Origin of the sequence: Nocardioides carbamazepini (assembly GCF_024614185.1) — a bacterium.
In the GTDB taxonomy this organism is placed as follows: domain Bacteria; phylum Actinomycetota; class Actinomycetes; order Propionibacteriales; family Nocardioidaceae; genus Nocardioides; species Nocardioides carbamazepini.
Map to the genome: position 1 here is coordinate 261,297 of NZ_JAHTLF010000016.1, position 17,026 is coordinate 278,322.

The 17,026-nt window shown below is 69.7% G+C and carries 15 protein-coding genes; 11 read left to right on the forward strand and 4 right to left on the reverse strand.

The window, feature by feature from the left end; all coding sequences use genetic code 11:
* Positions 1-6 precede the first annotated feature (6 nt).
* The 5 genes from nuoL to KVF89_RS14050 all read left to right on the forward strand — a co-directional run bounded on the left by nuoL (position 7) and on the right by KVF89_RS14050 (position 7,310).
* The gene (gene nuoL, locus KVF89_RS14030; protein ID WP_257426343.1) at positions 7-1,965 is read left to right on the forward strand and encodes an NADH-quinone oxidoreductase subunit L; all 1,959 of its coding nucleotides are present in this window, start codon (positions 7-9) and stop codon (positions 1,963-1,965) included.
* Positions 1,965-3,482, forward strand: a complete 1,518-nt coding sequence (locus KVF89_RS14035) for an NADH-quinone oxidoreductase subunit M (protein ID WP_257426344.1) — start codon at positions 1,965-1,967, stop codon at positions 3,480-3,482. Before nuoL ends, KVF89_RS14035 begins: the two co-directional genes overlap by 1 nt.
* Positions 3,482-5,092, forward strand: a complete 1,611-nt coding sequence (gene nuoN, locus KVF89_RS14040; protein ID WP_257426345.1) for an NADH-quinone oxidoreductase subunit NuoN — start codon at positions 3,482-3,484, stop codon at positions 5,090-5,092. The genes KVF89_RS14035 and nuoN overlap by 1 nt, the downstream gene beginning before the upstream one ends.
* Positions 5,089-6,111 carry a polyprenyl synthetase family protein gene (locus tag KVF89_RS14045; RefSeq protein WP_257426347.1) on the forward strand — a complete coding sequence of 341 codons (1,023 nt, stop codon included), beginning with the start codon at positions 5,089-5,091 and terminating at the stop codon, positions 6,109-6,111. The genes nuoN and KVF89_RS14045 overlap by 4 nt, the downstream gene beginning before the upstream one ends.
* A gap of 116 nt (positions 6,112-6,227) precedes the next feature.
* Complete coding sequence (locus tag KVF89_RS14050; protein WP_257426348.1) at positions 6,228-7,310, forward strand: Fic family protein; 1,083 nt, start codon at positions 6,228-6,230, stop codon at positions 7,308-7,310.
* Between the two features lie 44 nt (positions 7,311-7,354).
* Here KVF89_RS14050 and rarD read toward each other — a convergent pair whose 3' ends face one another.
* On the reverse strand, positions 7,355-8,263 hold the full coding sequence (rarD, locus tag KVF89_RS14055; RefSeq protein ID WP_257426350.1) for an EamA family transporter RarD: 909 nt from the start codon (positions 8,261-8,263) through the stop codon (positions 7,355-7,357).
* A gap of 114 nt (positions 8,264-8,377) precedes the next feature.
* Between rarD and KVF89_RS14060 the strand changes: the two genes are divergently transcribed.
* Positions 8,378-8,815 carry a hypothetical protein gene (locus KVF89_RS14060; RefSeq protein WP_257426352.1) on the forward strand — a complete coding sequence of 146 codons (438 nt, stop codon included), beginning with the start codon at positions 8,378-8,380 and terminating at the stop codon, positions 8,813-8,815.
* Positions 8,816-8,912: 97 nt separating this feature from the next.
* On the opposite strand, the gene KVF89_RS14065 is transcribed toward KVF89_RS14060, so the two are convergent.
* Both KVF89_RS14065 and KVF89_RS14070 read right to left on the reverse strand, forming a co-directional pair.
* The gene (locus KVF89_RS14065; RefSeq protein ID WP_257426353.1) at positions 8,913-10,037 is read right to left on the reverse strand and encodes a 2-oxoacid:ferredoxin oxidoreductase subunit beta; all 1,125 of its coding nucleotides are present in this window, start codon (positions 10,035-10,037) and stop codon (positions 8,913-8,915) included.
* On the reverse strand, positions 10,034-12,052 hold the full coding sequence (locus KVF89_RS14070; RefSeq protein WP_372497935.1) for a 2-oxoacid:acceptor oxidoreductase subunit alpha: 2,019 nt from the start codon (positions 12,050-12,052) through the stop codon (positions 10,034-10,036). Before KVF89_RS14070 ends, KVF89_RS14065 begins: the two co-directional genes overlap by 4 nt.
* Before the next feature lie 321 nt (positions 12,053-12,373).
* On the opposite strand from KVF89_RS14070, the gene KVF89_RS14075 reads away from it, so the two are divergent.
* Genes KVF89_RS14075 through KVF89_RS14095 form a run of 5 tightly spaced genes read left to right on the forward strand, consistent with a single transcriptional unit; the run spans position 12,374 to position 16,558 of the window.
* Positions 12,374-13,414, forward strand: coding sequence for an extracellular solute-binding protein (locus KVF89_RS14075; protein WP_257426358.1), 1,041 nt, complete (start codon positions 12,374-12,376; stop codon positions 13,412-13,414).
* Positions 13,411-14,259 (forward strand): sulfate ABC transporter permease subunit CysT, encoded by an 849-nt coding sequence (cysT, locus tag KVF89_RS14080; protein WP_257426359.1) that lies wholly within the window; start codon positions 13,411-13,413, stop codon positions 14,257-14,259. The genes KVF89_RS14075 and cysT overlap by 4 nt, the downstream gene beginning before the upstream one ends.
* Positions 14,252-15,100, forward strand: a complete 849-nt coding sequence (locus tag KVF89_RS14085) for a sulfate ABC transporter permease (protein ID WP_257426361.1) — start codon at positions 14,252-14,254, stop codon at positions 15,098-15,100. The genes cysT and KVF89_RS14085 overlap by 8 nt, the downstream gene beginning before the upstream one ends.
* Positions 15,097-16,095: a sulfate/molybdate ABC transporter ATP-binding protein gene (locus KVF89_RS14090; protein WP_257426362.1), complete on the forward strand. Its 999-nt coding sequence runs from the start codon at positions 15,097-15,099 to the stop codon at positions 16,093-16,095. The genes KVF89_RS14085 and KVF89_RS14090 overlap by 4 nt, the downstream gene beginning before the upstream one ends.
* 10 nt (positions 16,096-16,105) lie before the next feature.
* Positions 16,106-16,558, forward strand: a complete 453-nt coding sequence (locus KVF89_RS14095; protein WP_257426364.1) for a hypothetical protein — start codon at positions 16,106-16,108, stop codon at positions 16,556-16,558.
* Here KVF89_RS14095 and KVF89_RS14100 read toward each other — a convergent pair.
* On the reverse strand, positions 16,512-16,997 hold the full coding sequence (locus KVF89_RS14100) for an SRPBCC domain-containing protein (RefSeq protein WP_257426365.1): 486 nt from the start codon (positions 16,995-16,997) through the stop codon (positions 16,512-16,514). The genes KVF89_RS14095 and KVF89_RS14100 overlap by 47 nt on opposite strands.
* Positions 16,998-17,026: the final 29 nt, after the last annotated feature.

The window sequence follows — 17,026 nt, forward strand, 5'->3', positions numbered from 1 at the left end:
GAGACGATGAACGCACTCACCGCGCTGACCCTCAAGGCCAGCGAGACCACCATCCCCGTGGTCGCGCCGACCGACGCCGACGGCCCGTTCACGCTGCTGTGGCTGATCATCGCGCTGCCGCTGCTCGGGGCCGCCGTCCTGCTGCTCGGCGGCCGCTACACCGACAAGTGGGGCCACCTCCTCGGCACCGCCACCTCCGCGATGTCATTCGTGATCAGCCTCGTCCTCTTCGTCAGCCTCCTCGGCCGTGACGAGGGTGAGCGCCAGATCAGCCAGCACCTCTACGACTGGATCGACGCGGGCGGGCTGCACATCGGGCTGGACCTGCTCTACGACCCGCTGTCGGCGCTCTTCCTGCTGCTGATCACCGGCGTCGGCTCGCTGATCCACGTCTACTCGATCGGCTACATGGCCCACGACCCGCGCCGGCGCAGGTTCTTCGCCTACCTGAACCTGTTCGTCGCGGCCATGCTCATGCTGATCCTCTCGGAGAACTACGTCGGCCTGTTCCTGGGCTGGGAGGGCGTCGGCCTCGCGTCGTACCTCCTCATCGGCTTCTGGCAGCACAAGCCCTCCGCGGCAGCCGCGGCCAAGAAGGCGTTCGTCATCAACCGGGTCGGCGACATGGGCCTGGGCCTGGCGATCTTCTTGATGATCGTGACCTTCGGCACCACCAGCTTCAGCGGCATCAGCGCGCTGTCCGGCGGGGCCACCGAGACGACCCTGAACTGGGTCGGCGTGCTGCTGCTCGTCGGTGCCTGCGGCAAGTCGGCCCAGGTCCCGCTCCAGGCCTGGCTCCTGGACGCGATGGAGGGCCCGACGCCGGTGTCGGCGCTGATCCACGCCGCGACGATGGTGACCGCGGGTGTCTACCTGATCACCCGCTCGAACTTCGTCTTCGAGCTGGCCCCGGCCGCGCAGACGGCGGTCATCATCGTCGCCACCGTGACGTTGCTGTGGGGCGCGATCATCGGCTGCGCCAAGGACGACATCAAGAAGGGTCTGGCCGGCTCCACGATGAGCCAGATCGGCTACATGATGCTCGGCGCCGGCCTCGGCGTCGCGGGCTACGCCTTCGCGATCTTCCACCTGCTGACCCACGGCTTCTTCAAGGCCAACATGTTCCTGGGCGCCGGCTCGGTCATGCACGCGATGGACGACGACGTCGACATGCGTCACTACGGTGCGCTCAACAAGATGCTCCCCGTCACCTTCCTGACGTTCGCGATGGGCTACCTCGCGATCATCGGGGTGCCCCCGTTCGCGGGGTTCTGGTCCAAGGACAAGATCATCGAGACCGCCCTGGTCGAGAGCCCGATCGTCGGCATCTGCGCCCTGCTGGGCGCGGGCATCACCGGCTTCTACATGACCCGGATGATGCTGATGACCTTCTTCACCGACAAGCGCTGGGGCTCTACCGATTCCGGGGGAGACGTCCACCCCCACGAGAGCCCGAAGGTGATGACGATCCCGCTCATCGTCCTGGCGGCGCTGTCGGTCCTCGGCGGCCTGATGCTCGCCGGCAACTGGATCGTCGACTGGCTCAGCCCTGTCGTCGGCCACGCCGAGCACCACGAGCCCCCGCTCCCGGTCATCGTCATCACGCTCATCACGGTCGCCGTCGTCGCCGCCGGTGTGGCGCTGGCCTGGTTCCTGGTCGGCAAGCAGGAGGTGCCGCGGGTCGCCCCCGCCGACGTCTCGATCGCCACGAAGGCGGCCCGTGCCGACCTCTACGGCGATGCGATCAACGAGGGCCTGGTGGTCACGCCGGGCCGGGCCACGGTGCGTAGCCTCACCGCCGGCGACCGCTCGATCGTCGACGGCCTCTTCACCGGGGGCACGACGGTCCTCGCCGGCACCGGTGAGCTGCTGCGGCGGCTCCAGAACGGCTACGTCCGCTCCTACGCTCTCGGCATCCTCGGCGGCGCACTGCTCCTCGTCCTGACCCTGGTGGTGGTGAACTGATGCTCAGCCTCCTGATCTGGCTGCCGCTCGCGGGCGCGATCGCCGTCGCCCTGCTGCCGCGCACGCTCAGCAAGCCCGTCGGCCTCGGCGTCGCGCTGGCGACCCTGGTCGCGGGCGTGGTCGTCGCGGCGTCGTACGAGATCGACGGTGGGCGCCAGCTCACCGAGGAGCACGAGTGGATCGAGGCGTTCGGGGTGCACTACGCCCTCGGCGTCGACGGCCTCGGCCTGCTGCTGGTGCTGCTGACGGTCCTGCTCGTCCCGCTGGTGCTCGGCGCGGAGTGGTTCAAGGCCGACGCCGCCGGCTCGGCCGGCGCCCGCTCCTTCGTCGCCTGGACCCTCGCGCTGGAGGGCCTCTCGCTCGCCGTGTTCTGCGCGACCGATGTGTTCTTGTTCTACGTCGTCTTCGAGGCGACCCTGATCCCGGCGTACTTCCTGGTCGGCGGCTTCGGCCGCGACGGCCGTGGCGCGGCGGCGCTGAAGTTCCTGATGTTCCAGCTCGCCGGCGGCCTGGTCCTGCTGGCGTCGGTGATCGGGCTGTACGTCGTCTCCGCTCAGCAGGGCGAGCCGTCGTACCTCCTCTCCGACCTCGAGAAGCTCGACATCGGCACGGAGGCCGGGCGCTGGCTGTTCTTCGGCTTCTTCATCGCCTTCGCGATCAAGGCGCCGCTGTTCCCGCTGCACACCTGGCTGGCCGACACCACCGAGAAGGCGACGCCGGGCACCGGCGTGCTGCTCGTGTGCATCCTCGACAAGATCGGCACCTTCGGGATGATGCGCTTCTGCCTCGGCATCTTCCCGGAGGCCTCGCAGTGGGCGACGCCCTTCGTCATCACGCTCGCGCTGATCTCCGTGGTCTATGGCGCCCTGGTCGCGATCGGGCAGGACGACGTCTTCCGGCTCATCGGTCTCACCTCGCTGAGCCACTTCGGCCTGATCACGCTCGGCGTCTTCACGATGACCAGCCAGGGCGGCACGGGCGCGATCCTCTACATGGTCAACCACGGCCTGGGCACCGCCGCGCTCTTCCTGGTGGCCGGCTATCTCTACGACCGCACCGGGACGGCCTCGATCCGCGAGATGCGCGGTGTCGAGAAGGTCGCCCCGGTCCTCGCCGGCCTGCTGCTGGTCGCCGGCCTGGCCACGCTCGGCCTGCCCGGCCTGTCGCCGTTCATCAGCGAGTTCCTGGTGTTCGTCGCCGCCTTCGACTACGGCTGGTACGTCGGCGCGATCGCCGTCACCGCGGTCGTCCTGTCCGCCATCTACGTGCTGTGGATGTACCAGCGCACGATGACCGGCCCGACGCCCCCGGAGGTGGAGGGCACCACGGACCTCGGCGTCCGCGAGATCGCCGCCGTCGCCCCGCTCATGGTCGCGCTGGTGTTCTTCGGGTTCTACCCGGCGCCGCTGCTCGACGTGAGCAACCCGATGGTGGGTGACCTGATGCAGCAGGTCGGGGTCCAGGACGACGCACCGACGGTCGTCCATGCCGAGACCGAGGGAGAGGGGGCCCACTGATGGAGTTCGTGAAGCCCGAGCTCGAGTACGCCGAGCTGCTGCCGCTCCTCATCGTCTTCGGCGGTGCCTGCGTCGGCGTCATGCTGGAGGCTTTCCTGCCGCGCGGGACCCGGCGCCTGCCGCAGGTGGGTCTGGCCCTGGTCACCGTCGTCGCGGCGCTGGTCGCCACGGTCGTCGTCGGCATGGGTCTCGACGAGCACGCCGGCGCCGATGGCTCCGGCGGCAGCGAGGGTCGCGGTCTGGTCGGCGCGATGGGCAGCATCGTGGTCGACGGCCCGACGGTCTACCTGTGGGGCCTGCTGTTGGTCTTCGCCCTCGGCGGCGTCGCGCTCTTCGGTGAGCAGCGTCTCGAAGGTGGGGTCTCGGCCTTCACCGGCCAGGCGGCCGCGCTTCCCGGCACCGAGGGTGAGCGTGAGGCCTCGACCCGGGGCCTGGAGCACACCGAGGTCTACCCGCTGCTCCTGTTCGCCGTCTTCGGCATGCTGCTGTTCCCCGCGTCCGGTGACCTGCTGACCATGTTCGTCGCCCTCGAGGTGCTCTCGCTGCCGCTCTACCTGCTCTGCGGCCTGGCCCGCCGTCGCCGCCTGCTGAGCCAGGAGGCGGCGATGAAGTACTTCCTCCTCGGCGCCTTCGCGTCCGGCTTCTTCCTGTACGGCGCCGCGCTGGTCTACGGCTACGCGGGCTCGGTCAGCTTCGCCGGCATCAACGAGGCGGTGCGGGCCGGCTCGGCCAACCACGGCCTGCTGCTGGCGGGCATCGGCCTGCTCGCCGTCGGGCTGCTGTTCAAGGTCGGTGCCGCGCCCTTCCAGGCCTGGACCCCGGACGTCTACCAGGGCGCGCCCACCGCGGTGACCGCGTTCATGGCCGCCGGCACCAAGGTCGCCGCCTTCGGCGCGCTGCTGCGCCTGCTCTACGTCGCCTTCGGCGGCGAGCGCTGGAGCTGGCAGCCGATGCTCTGGGTGATCGCGATCGCCTCGATGATCCTCGGCGCGATCCTCGCCATCGTGCAGAACGACGTGAAGCGGATGCTCGCCTACTCCTCGGTGGCGCACACCGGCTTCATCCTGGTCGGCGTGCTCGGCGTGCAGAGCGCGGGCGACCTCGCCCAGGGCCAGTACACCTCGCTCGAGGGTGTGCTCTTCTACCTCACCACCTACGGCTTCGCCATGATCGGCGCCTTCGCCATCGTCACGCTGGTGCGCGACGCCGGCGGCGAGGCGACGGCGTACGACCGCTGGGCCGGGCTGGGGCGCACCTCGCCGCTGGTCGCGGGGGCGTTCGCGTTCTTCCTGCTCTCCATGGCCGGCATCCCGCTCACCGCGGGCTTCATCGGCAAGTGGGCGGTGTTCACCTCGGCGCTGTCCGCGGGCGCGTGGCCGGTGGTCCTGGTGGCGATCGCGTGCAGCATCCTCGCGATCACGTTCTATGTCCGGCACATCCGGCTGATGTTCTTCACCGAGCCCAGCCAGGACGGAGCCGGCGTCGTCACCCGGTCGTCGCTGCTCACGTCGGGCACCATCGTGGTGTGCCTGGCGGCGACCCTGGTCATGGGTGTCGTGCCGGGCCCGGTTCTCGATCTCGTGACCGGTGCGGGAGACTTCATCAGGTGACCTCCGCTGCGCGTCCCGCCGACCTGGCGCTGCCGATCGACGACCCCGCCCTCGCCGATCGGCTGCGGGAACGGATGGCGACGGTCGAGGAGGCGCTCTACGGGCACGCGTCGAGCCGGGCACCCTACGTCACCGAGGCGGCGCGCCACCTGCTCGCCGCCGGTGGCAAGCGGTTCCGGCCCCTGCTCGTGCTCCTGGCGGCCGAGGCGGGGCCTCGGCCCGACGCCGAGGAGGTCCTCACCGCGGCCTGCGTCGTGGAGATCACCCATGTCGGCTCGCTCTATCACGACGATGTCATGGACGAGGCCGCGCTGCGCCGAGGCGAGGACTCGGCCAATGCGCGCTACGACAACCTGGTCGCGATCCTCACCGGCGACTGGCTGTTCGCCAAGTCGTCGGAGCTGACCTCCCAGCTGGGCCCGGAGGCGGTGCGGATCCAGGCGGAGACCTTCACCCGGCTGGTGGAGGGCCAGATCCTCGAGACGGTGGAGCCCGGCCCCGGCGAGGACGCCCTCGCCCACCACCTCGAGGTGGTCGCCGGCAAGACCGGCTCCCTGATCGCGACGTCGGCCCGCTACGGCGCGCTCTTCGCCGGCGCCGCACCGGACGTGGTCGCGGCGCTCACCGAGTACGGCGAGCTGGTCGGCACGGCGTTCCAGCTCTCCGACGACATCCTCGACATCGCCTCCGAGAGCGAGGAGTCCGGCAAGACGCCCGGCACCGACCTCAAGGAGGGCGTCCCGACCCTCCCGGTGCTGATGGCGCGTGCCTCGACCGATCCCGCCGACGCCCGCCTGCGCGAGCTGCTCGACCCCGCGCGCACCGACCTCGCCGGCGACGCCGGGCTCCACGCCGAGGCGCTCGACCTGCTCCGCAAGCACGCCGCCATGGAGCAGGCCCGGGCGTACGTCGTGGCCCGGGCCCAGGAGGCCAAGCGGCTGCTGGAGGCGCTGCCCGAGGGTTCCGTGCGCGCCGCACTCGAGGCCTTCGCCGACGTCGTGGCGATCCGCTCCGCCTGACCTCTGGTCCGATCGCCGTCGTACGACATGTCAGGGAACCCGACATGTCGTCGGAACGTGTTAAGTTTTCCCCGTTCTTTTAACAGGTAGAGCAGATCTGTCGAGAGAGTTGACGTATGGCGTGGAACCCCGAGATCCCGTTCAACGATCTCCCCGCGTTGCCTCCCGAGGGGCTGGACCTCGAGCCGAAGCATGTGCTGAAGCTGGCGATCGAGGCACGCGCGGCGCTTGCGACCCTGGCCCAGGCGGGGCGACTCCTGCCGAACCCGCACGTCCTGATCCATGCGGTCCCGCTGCTCGAGGCGCAAGCGAGCTCAGAGATCGAGAACATCGTCACCACGGCAGATGAGCTGTTCAAGCACGTCGACTCGGGCGGCGGTGACCATGCGACCAAGGAGGCGCTGCGCTACCGCACCGCCCTCTTCGCGGGGGTCGACGCCATTCGGAACCGGCCGCTCTCCGCGACGACGGCAGCTGCCATCTGCTCTCGCCTTCAGGGGCGGGACATGGACATTCGGGCGGTTCCCGGTACCAGGATCGTCAACCCGAGCACCCGTGAGGTGGTCTACGCGCCACCCGAGGGAGCCGAGGTGATTCGCGAGAAGCTGGCCGCCTGGGAGCGATTCGTCCACGGCGAGGAGGACCTCGATCCGTTGGTCCGGATGGCCGTCGCCCACTATCAGTTCGAGGCGATCCATCCGTTCCACGACGGCAACGGGCGGACGGGTCGCGTCATCAACATCCTCATGCTCATCCAGTCCGGCCTGCTGGACGAGCCGATCCTCTACCTCTCCCGGTCGATCATCGCGCGGAAGAACGACTACTACCGTCTCCTGCGCGCAGTCAGCGCCGAGGGCGCCTGGCCCGAGTGGGTGTGCTACATGTTGGAGGTCGTGCGGGAGTCGGCAACCTCGACCACGCGGAAGATCGGCTCGATCCGCGCCTGCCAGGACGAGATCGCCGAGAGGGCGCGTGCGGCCACGCCGGGGGGTCGCGATGCCCAGTTCCTGTCGGTCTTGTTCGAGCAGCCCTACTGCCGTATCGGCGCTGTCGTCGACCGGTGTGATGTGTCGCGGCAGACTGCCTCGACCTGGCTGCATGCGCTCGTCAGCGCGGGCCTCCTCCACGAGGCGAAGGTGGGGCGCGAGCTGCTGTTCGTCAATCACGAGTTCCTCGACGTCCTCACACGCCCGGAGTGAGGTCAGCGCCTGACCCGCCGTCCCTCCAGGGCCGCTGAGGCGGTTCAGACGGCGCAGGACTCCGCCGCGCGGGCCAGCTGGCGACGCCGGTGGCGCAGGGCGTCGGCGGTGAACGCGATGAGGGCCAGCCAGACCAGGCCGAACCCGACCCACCGACCCGGCGGCATGTGCTCGCCCACCAGCGTGATCCCGAGCGCGAACTGCAGGACCGGGGTGAGGTACTGCAGCAGCCCGAGGCTGGTCATCGACACCCGGGTCGCGGCCCCGCTGAAGCACAGCAGGGGCACCGCCGTGATGATCCCGCTCGTGACGAGGAGGGCGACATGACCGGCGCCCTCGCTGGTGAAGTGCGCGCGGCCGGCGCCTCCGAGCCACACCAGATAGGTCAGCGCGAAGGGCGCGAGGACCGCGGTCTCGAAGGCGAGGCTCTCGATGGCGCCGACCCCGGCGGACTTCTTCGCGAGCCCGTAGGTGCCGAACGAGATCGCCAGCACCAGGGCGATCACCGGTGGTCGACCGTAGTCGACGGTCAGTACGATCACCGCGACGAACCCGATGCCGAGCGCGCCCCACTGGATCGGTCGGAGCCGCTCCCCGAGGAGCAGCACACCCATCAGCACGGTCACCAGCGGGTTGATGAAGTAGCCCAATGAGCCCTCCACCACGCGATCGCTGTTGACGGCGTAGATGTAGGTGCCCCAGTTGGCGGTGATCGTCGCGGCGGCGACGAGGAGCAGCAGCGTCGTACGACGGTCGCGCAGCACGGCGCGCAGTGCCGCCGTCCGCCGCAGGGCCACGAGCAGCAGGCCCATGACGACCAGCGACCAGACGATCCGATGGGCCAGGATCTCGACCGCGCCGCTGGGTTTGAGCAGGGGCCAGTACAGGGGAAAGGCACCCCAGAGCATGTAGGCGAGGAACCCGAGCGCGAGTCCCCGGCGTTGGTCCGACACACTGGGACCCTAGCGGCGTGATCCGGCTCGTGGGAGCGAGGTGGTTTCAGGTCGCGCCCGGGCGGGCACGAAGGCCGTGTCCACCAACGATCCTGATCACGAGGGGGAGTCCCTATGCGATTCGTTCGCACCATGTCCGTCCTGGTGGCCGCCTTCACGGCTGCCCTGCTGGGGCTGACGCTCGCACCGACGGCTGCTCAGGCCGATTCCATCCAGGTCCAGCCGGGCCAGGTCGTCGCGGCCAAGGGCGTCACGCCGCGCGCGGTCCTCATCGGCGACTGCGGCCCGCATCCCGAGGCCGGCTGCTACGGCAAGCGCCTCTGGGCCAAGTTCGCGACCGACCCGCTCGCCGCGGGCGTCAAGATGAAGGTCTACGTCAAGCGCAACGGCCGCTGGGCCCGCATCGCCAAGGTCAAGACCAAGGGCGACGGTCTCACCAAGAAGGTCTTCGTCCGCGCCGAGAAGGGCAAGAAGACCAAGTACAAGGTCGTCGCCAAGGGCGACGCGGTCTACGCCAAGGCCAGCTTCAAGTTCACGGTCACCCGCCGCTGAATGCGGTGACCACCAAGCGAAGCGCCGCCGAGCATCTGCTCGGCGGCGCTTCGCTTTTTGTCCGTGGCGGCCGGGGCACCCCTGGCCTGCCCGTCGGTCAGTCGACGGTCCAGGTGTCGCCGGCGTTGATGAGCGCGGTGAGGCGCTCCTCGGGCGTCCCCTGGCCGGCGACCGCCTCCGTGGCGGTGGCGACCTGGGCGCGCGCCTGGTCGTCGTACGTCGGGCGGTCGACCTGGCGGAAGATGCCGATCGGGCTGCGGTTGAGGTAGCCCGCGTCGGTGAGCCGGGAGATCGCGAACGCCGTGGACGGGTCGGCGTTGTGGGCGTCGTGGACGAGGATCGCGTCGGCGGGCACGGTCGCGGTGTCGGCGACGTCGACGCCGCCGGACGCGGCGCGGACCAGGGCCTTGTCGCCCAGGCCGGTCGCCTCGTCGAGCGCGCCGAAGGTGATCGGCTGGCCGTGGGTGAGCGGGATGATCGCGTGTTCCTTCTCGCCCTTGTGCTCGCCCATGCCCTTGATGGCGTCGAAGGCGCCGTCGTTGAAGATCGGGCAGTTCTGGTAGATCTCGACGAACGAAGTGCCGCGGTGGGCGGCGGCGGCGGCGAGCACGGCGGTGAGGTGCTTGCGGTCGGAGTCGATGGTCCGCGCGACGAAGGTGGCCTCGGCGCCGAGGGCGAGGGACACCGGGTTGAACGGGTGGTCCACCGAGCCGACCGGCGTGGACTTGGTGACCTTGCCGACCTCGCTGGTGGGGGAGTACTGGCCCTTGGTGAGGCCGTAGATGCGGTTGTTGAAGAGCAGGATGGTCATGTTGACGTTGCGGCGTAGGGCGTGGATGAGGTGGTTGCCGCCGATGGAGAGGGCGTCGCCGTCGCCGGTGACGACCCAGACGGAGAGGTCTTCGCGGGCGGTGGCGATGCCGGTGGCGATGGAGGGTGCTCGGCCGTGGATGGAGTGCATGCCGTAGGTGTCGAGGTAGTAGGGGAAGCGGCTGGAGCAGCCGATGCCGGAGACGAAGACGATGTTCTCGCGGCGTAGGCCGAGGTCGGGGAGGAAGGACTGGACGGCTTTGAGGACGGCGTAGTCGCCGCAGCCGGGGCACCAGCGGACCTCCTGGTCGGAGGTGAACTCCTTCGCGGTCTGGGTCACGCCCTCCTCGACGGCGGGTACCAGCTCGGTGCCGGTGCGGGCACCGGGGAGCGGAAGATCGATGGTCGTCATTTGACGGGTGCCTCCTCGTGGTCGGCAGGGGGGTTGAGTCCGTGCTCGCCGAGATCGACGTCCCTGCCCTCGGCCTCGCCGACGAGTGCGCCGACGGCCTCGGCGAGCTCGGCGGCCTTGAGCGGCAGGCCGTAGACGTGGTTGTAGCCGATCGCGTCGACGAGGTACTCCGCGCGGAGCATCTTGGAGAGCTGGCCGAGGTTCATCTCGGGGACCAGCACCTTGTCGTAGGACTTCAGGATCGTCCCGAGGTCCTTGGGGAACGGGTTGAGGTGGCGCAGGTGGACCTGGGCCACGTTGTGGCCCGCGCGGCGGACCCGGCGGCAGGCGGCACCGATCGGGCCGTACGTCGATCCCCAGCCGATCACGAGGACCTTCGCCTCGCCCGAGGGGTCGTCGATCTCGAGCGGCGGGAGGCCGTCGGCGATCCGGTCGACCTTCTCCTGGCGGATCCGGACCATCCGGTCGTGGTTGGCCGAGTCGTAGGAGATGTTGCCGTGGCCCTCTCCCTTCTCGAGGCCGCCGATGCGGTGCTCGAGACCGGCGGTGCCGGGGACGGCCCACGGCCGGGCCAGGGTCTCCTCGTCGCGCAGGTAGGGCCAGAAGTCCCTCTCGGGGTTGCCGTCGGCGTCGAGGGTCCCGGTGTCGTGGTTGGGGCCGGTCGCGAAGTCCGCGTCGATGAGCGGGAGGTCCGCGACGTCCGGGATCTCCCACGGCTCGGAGCCGTTGGCGAGGTAGCCGTCGGAGAGCAGGAAGACCGGCGTGCGGTAGGTGATCGCGATCCGGGCGGCCTCGACGGCCGCGGCGAAGCAGTCGCCGGGCGACTGGGGGGCCACGATCGGGACCGGTGCCTCGCCGTTGCGGCCGTACATGGCCTGGAGCAGGTCGGCCTGCTCGGTCTTGGTGGGCAGGCCGGTGGAGGGCCCGCCGCGTTGGACGTTGATCACGACCAGGGGGAGCTCGGTCATCACGGCCAGGCCGATCGCCTCGGACTTCAACGCGATGCCGGGCCCGGAGGTGGTGGTCACGCCGAGGGAGCCCGCGAAGGCGGCGCCGATGGCGGCGCCGATGCCGGCGATCTCGTCCTCCGCCTGCAGCGTGGTCACGCCGAAGCCCTTGTGCTTGCTGAGCTCGTGGAGGATGTCGGAGGCCGGGGTGATCGGGTAGGACCCCAGGAACACGGGAAGCTTCGACCGGACACCGGCGGCGACCAGGCCGTAGGACAGCGCCAGGTTGCCGGTGATGTTGCGGTAGGTCCCGGACCGCATCTTGGCGGGCTTGATCTCGTACTGGACGACGAACGTCTCGGTCGTCTCGCCGTAGTTCCAGCCGGCCTTGAACGCGGCGATGTTGGCGCCGAGGATGTCGGCGACCTTCGCGAACTTGCGCTCCAGGAAGGCGATGGTCGGCTCGGTCGGGCGGCCGTACATCCACGACAGCAGGCCGAGGGCGAACATGTTCTTGGCCCGGGCGGCGTCCTTGCGGGACAGCCCGAACTCGGCCACGGCCGCGACCGTGATGCCGGTGAGGTCGACGGGCTGGACCTGGAAGCCGGCCAGCGGGTCGTCGACCTCGCCGAGCTTGTCGAGCGGGTTGGTGGCGTAGCCGGCCTTCTCGAGGTTGCGCTTGGTGAAGTCGTGGGAGTCCACGATGATCGTCGCGCCCTTGGGCAGGTCGGCCAGGTTGGCCTTCAACGCCGCCGGGTTCATCGCGACCAGCACGTCGGGCCGGTCGCCCGCGGTCAGGATGTCGTGGTCGGCGAAGTGGATCTGGAACGAGCTGACCCCGGGGATCGTGCCCTGGGGGGCGCGGATCTCGGCGGGGAAGTTGGGCAGGGTCACCAAGTCGTTGCCGAACACGGCCGACTCCTGGGTGAACCGGTCACCGGTCAACTGCATGCCATCGCCGGAGTCCCCGGCGAACCGGATGATCACCCGGTCCAGCTGCTTGACCTGCTTGGTCTGGCTCACACCTGCTCCACTTCTCTCGACATCGACGGAAGCCTCGCGCGCGATGACAGCTTCAGGTGAGCCGATTCTAGAGCCAATCTAGAACACGTTCCACTTTTTGGGTGGGCACCTGTCCCGCTCGCGCCGGCCGCCCCGATCGATGCGGCTCGACGAACGCTCACCACGATAGTCCGCCGCCCCGGCGTACCGGTCGCCGTGCCGCCTGATGGGCGCTCCCGGGAGTGCCGCCGGTCTGTGATGTCGGCCATGACGACTCGTCGATTTGTCTAAGAGCGAGTCGCTTAACTCGCTAATATGTATTATTCCAGTCTAGTTTGATGGAACTGGCCCCCGAGAGGCCGGCCCGAACAGCAAGGAATGAGTGCGATGAAGCGAGTCATCAAGGCCGCGGCCCTGGCGGTCACCGGAGCGTTGGCGCTGACCGCCTGCGCGAGCGCCGACGGCGGCAGCGGGAGCGGCAGCGACGACGGGGAGCGGGTCAACATCGTCGGCTTCGCCGTGCCGGAGGCAGGCAACAAGGCCGCCGCCGCGGAGTTCAACAAGACCGAGGCGGGCAAGGACGTGTCCTTCTCCGGCTCGTACGGCGCCTCGGGCGACCAGAGCCGCAAGGTCGTGGACACCAAGGGCAAGGACGTCGACTACGTCGTCTTCTCCCTCGAGCCCGATCTGACCCGGCTGGTCGACGCCGGCCTCGTCGCCGACGACTGGAACGCCGGCCCGACCCAGGGCATCGTCTCCAGCTCGGTCGCCGTGATCGCGACCGAGTCGGGCAACCCGCTCGGCATCGAGGACTGGGACGACCTGACCCGCGACGACGTCAAGATCGTCACCCCGGACCCGGCCAGCTCCGGCTCGGCGAAGTGGAACATCCTCGCGCTCTACACCTACGCCAAGCAGAACGGCGCGACCGAGGAGGAGGCGGACGCCTTCTTGAAGAAGGTCTTCGGCAACGTCACCACCTGGGCCGCCAGCGGCCGCGAGGCGACCGAGGCCTTCAAGAAGGGTGTCGGCAACGTGCTGCTCACCTATGAGAACGAGGCCATCCTCGCGAAGCAGAACGGCGAGGACCTGGACTACATCGTTCCGGACCACACCTTCCTCATCGAGAACCCGGGCGCGGTCCTGAAGGACGCCAGCCCGGTCGCGCAGGACTGGCTGGACTTCATCCTCAGCGACGAGGGCCAGACCGCCTTCGTGTCGAAGGGCTTCCGGCCCGTCGGGGACCTGGACATCTCCGGCATCGAGGTCGAAGGGGCCAACGACCCGGCCGCCCCGTTCCCGACCCCGACGTCGCTGAGCACCGCCGCCGACCTCGGCGGCTGGAGCGCCATCAACGCGGAGTGGTTCGGCAAGGACGGCGAGAAGCTCCGCTTCGACCAGCTGTACGCCGAAGCGACCAAGCAGTGACGGACACCCTCGTCGCGCCCCCTGGACCGGCTCGTAGGACGAGCCGGTCCGGCGGGCCGTTCCGCCTCACCCCCACGTCGGGGGTGGGGCTGGGCGTCGCGCTGGTCTGGTTCAGCATCCTCGTCCTCCTGCCCCTCGCGGCGGTCGTGGGGGCTGCCGCCGACGGTGGGTTCGACCGCTTCTGGAACACCCTGACCGACGCCCAGACCTTCGCGGCGTTGCGCCTGACCGTGGTCGAGGCACTGCTGGTGACGGCGGTGAACGCCGTGATCGGCACCATCGTCGCCTGGGTGCTGGTCCGCGACCAGTTCCCGGGCAAGCGGATCCTCGACGTCGTCATCGACATCCCGTTCGCGCTCCCGACCATCGTCGCCGGCCTGGTCCTGCTCAGCCTCTGGGGACCCGAGAGCCCGATGGGCATCAACATCGTGAACACCCGGCAGGGCATCTTCCTGGCGCTGCTGTTCGTGACCCTGCCGTTCGTCGTCCGCACCGTCCAGCCGGTGCTCATCGAGCTCGACGCCGACGTCGAGGAGGCGGCGGCGTCCCTCGGCGCGTCGCGGGTCACCACCTTCCGGCGGATCATCCTGCCCAGCCTGGTGCCGGCGATCGCGGCCGGCTCGTCCCTGGGCTTCGCGCGGGCGATCAGCGAGTTCGGCTCGCTGGTGCTCATCTCGGGCAACACGCCCTACGAGACCGAGGTCGCGTCGCTGAAGATCCTCAAGTTCCTCGAGGGGGACAACCAGGCCGGGGCCGCGGCCGTCGCCGTCCTGCTGCTGGTCGTCGCCATCGTCACGATCGTGATCCTCGACGTGATCTCGAGGCGGGTGGCCCGCCGTGGCTGACACCCGACAGATCCGGGCCCGCAAGGGGCCCGTGACCTACCTGCTGCGGGCGTTCGTGATCGCCTATCTCGCCGTGCTGGTGATCTGGCCCCTCTTCGAGGTCGCCAAGCAGACCTTCGCCCCGGCGGACGTCGGCGACGAGGGCGGCGTCGGGGCCTTCTGGGAGCGACTCAGCGACCCGTCGGTGACCTACGCGTTCAACCTGACCGTCACCGTGGCGTTCTGGGCCGTGGTCATCAACACGCTCTTCGGCGTGGGGATCTCGCTGCTCCTCGTCCGCTACCAGTTCCCCGGCCGGCGCATCCTCTCGGTGCTCGTCGACCTGCCGATGTCGGTCTCGCCGGTGGTCGTCGGCCTGGCGCTGGTGCTCGCCTACAGCACGGGCAAGGGCTGGTTCGGTGAGGCGCTGGCCTCGGTCGGCTTCTACGTCATCGGGACCACGCCGGGACTGATCATGGCCACGGCCTTCGTCAGCCTTCCGCTGGTGATCCGCGAGATCGTGCCGGTGCTCGAGGAGATCGGCGCCGACGCCGAGATGGCCGCCCACAGCCTCGGGGCCAACGGCTGGCAGACCTTCCGCCGGATCACCCTGCCCAGCATCAAGTGGGCGGTCGTGTACGGCGTCGTGCTGAGCATGGCCCGCTCGCTCGGCGAGTTCGGAGCGGTCAAGATCGTCAGCCCCGGCGCCGAGTTCCGTGGCGAGACCGCCACCCTCCTCATCCAGAACCGCTACACCAACTACGAGGAGCCCACGGCGTACGCCGCTGCCTTCGTGCTCGTGCTGGCCTCCGTGCTCGCCCTCGTCGTGGTGTCGCTCATTCGCAAGGAAGATCACTCATGAGCATCGAAGTACGCGGTGTCGGCAAGCGCTACGGCGACTTCATCGCCCTCGACGACATCAACGTGTCCCTGCCCACGGGCCAGCTGACCGCCCTGCTCGGTCCCAGCGGTGGCGGCAAGTCCACCCTGCTGCGGATCATCGCGGGCCTGGAGTCCACCGACGGCGGCTCCGTGGAGATCGAGGGCGTGGACGCCACGAAGCTGCCGCCGCAGAAGCGCAACGTCGGCTTCGTCTTCCAGCACTACGCCGTGTTCAAGCACATGACGGTGGCCAAGAACGTCGCCTTCGGCCTGGAGATCCGCAAGCGCCCCAAGGCAGAGGTGAAGACGAAGGTGGCCGAGCTCCTCGAGCTGGTGCACCTGTCGCAGTTCGCGCACCGGCTGCCCTCGCAGCTCTCCGGCGGCCAGCGCCAGCGGCTCGCGCTCGCTCGCGCGCTCGCCGTGGAGCCGTCGGTGCTCCTGCTGGACGAGCCGTTCGGCGCGCTCGACGCGAAGGTCCGCAAGGAGCTGCGGGACTGGCTGCGGCGCCTGCACGACGAGGTGCACGTGACGACGGTCTTCGTGACCCACGACCAGGAGGAGGCGCTCGAGGTCGCCGACGAGATCGTGGTCATCAACGAGGGCAGGATCGAGCAGATCGGCAGCCCGGACCAGCTCTACGACGAGCCGGCCAACGACTTCGTGATGGGCTTCCTCGGCGCGGTGACCCAGCTCGGGCCGCTGCGGCTGCGTCCGCACGACATCGAGGTCGCGGTCTCCCCGGGGGTGCCCGGCTCGTCGCCCGGCGTCGTGCTCCGCGCGCTGCGGGTGGGCTTCGAGGTGCGGCTCACCGTCGAGATCGAGGGGCAGGCCGAGCCGGTGCTCGTCGTCCTGTCCCGCACGCACGCACGTGCCCTCGACCTCGAGCTCGGCAGCCAGGTGTGGCTGAGTCCCGCCACGGGCGCGACGACCGTGCCGGCGTTCGGGGTTCCACGCCCGGAGGCGGTCGTCTCCTAGTCTGGAGCGCGTGAGCTATCTGCGGGCGACACGCGTGCTGTGCTGGCTGCTCGGGATCGCGGTGCTGGTGTCGGTCGTCCACTACGTCGACAACTACGTCAACTACGACGACTACCCGGTGCCCGGTCCCGATGCGGCGGTGCCCGCGCCGTCCGCGACCCTGGTGGCCGTCGGCTGGTTCGTCTTCACCGCCTTCGGCGCGGTGGGGCTGCTGCTGTGGCTGCGGCGCCACATCACGACCGCGGCGATCGCGCTCACCGGGTACTCGCTGTCCGGCCTGATCGGCATCGCCCACTACACGGTGCCCGGGGCGACCGACATGGTCTGGTGGCGCCAGGGCCACGTCCTCGTCGACATCGTCTGCGGCGCTGCCGTGTTCGGGTTCGCGCTGTGGGCGGCGAGGAACGCGTCCGAGCTCATCCCTCCGGCCGCGAAGCAGCCGCCTGCTCCGCCTTCGCCTTGAGCCCCTCGGCGTGGCGGCGGAATCCGTCGGCCACGCGCCCCGGTCCGGCGAGGCGGACGAGCGGGCCGCGGAACTCCTCGACGGTCTCGTACGTCGTCGGGCCGCCGGGGCGCTGGGTGAGGCGCTGGTGGCGCACCCCCTTGACCAGCCCCAGCTTCGCGGGCAGGCCCTCGTAGACGTAGGACATCAGCGCGGTCGTCGTACCGGTCGCGGGGTCGGTGGTCGGAGCGTCGAGGGCGGTGATCCGCTCCGGGGAGCGGGTGCGACCCCCGGTGGCCCAGACGACGTGGAGCACGATCGGGTTGCCGACGAGGGGCGGTTGCGCGGTCTCGGCCCGCTCGACGAAGGGGTTCCACTCGGCGTACCGCTCGGTGTCGGTCATGACCTCCCACACGACGTCCAGCGGTGCGTCGATGTCGATCCGCGCGGAGGGATTCATGGCCCCATCATGGCGGAGCTGCCGGATCG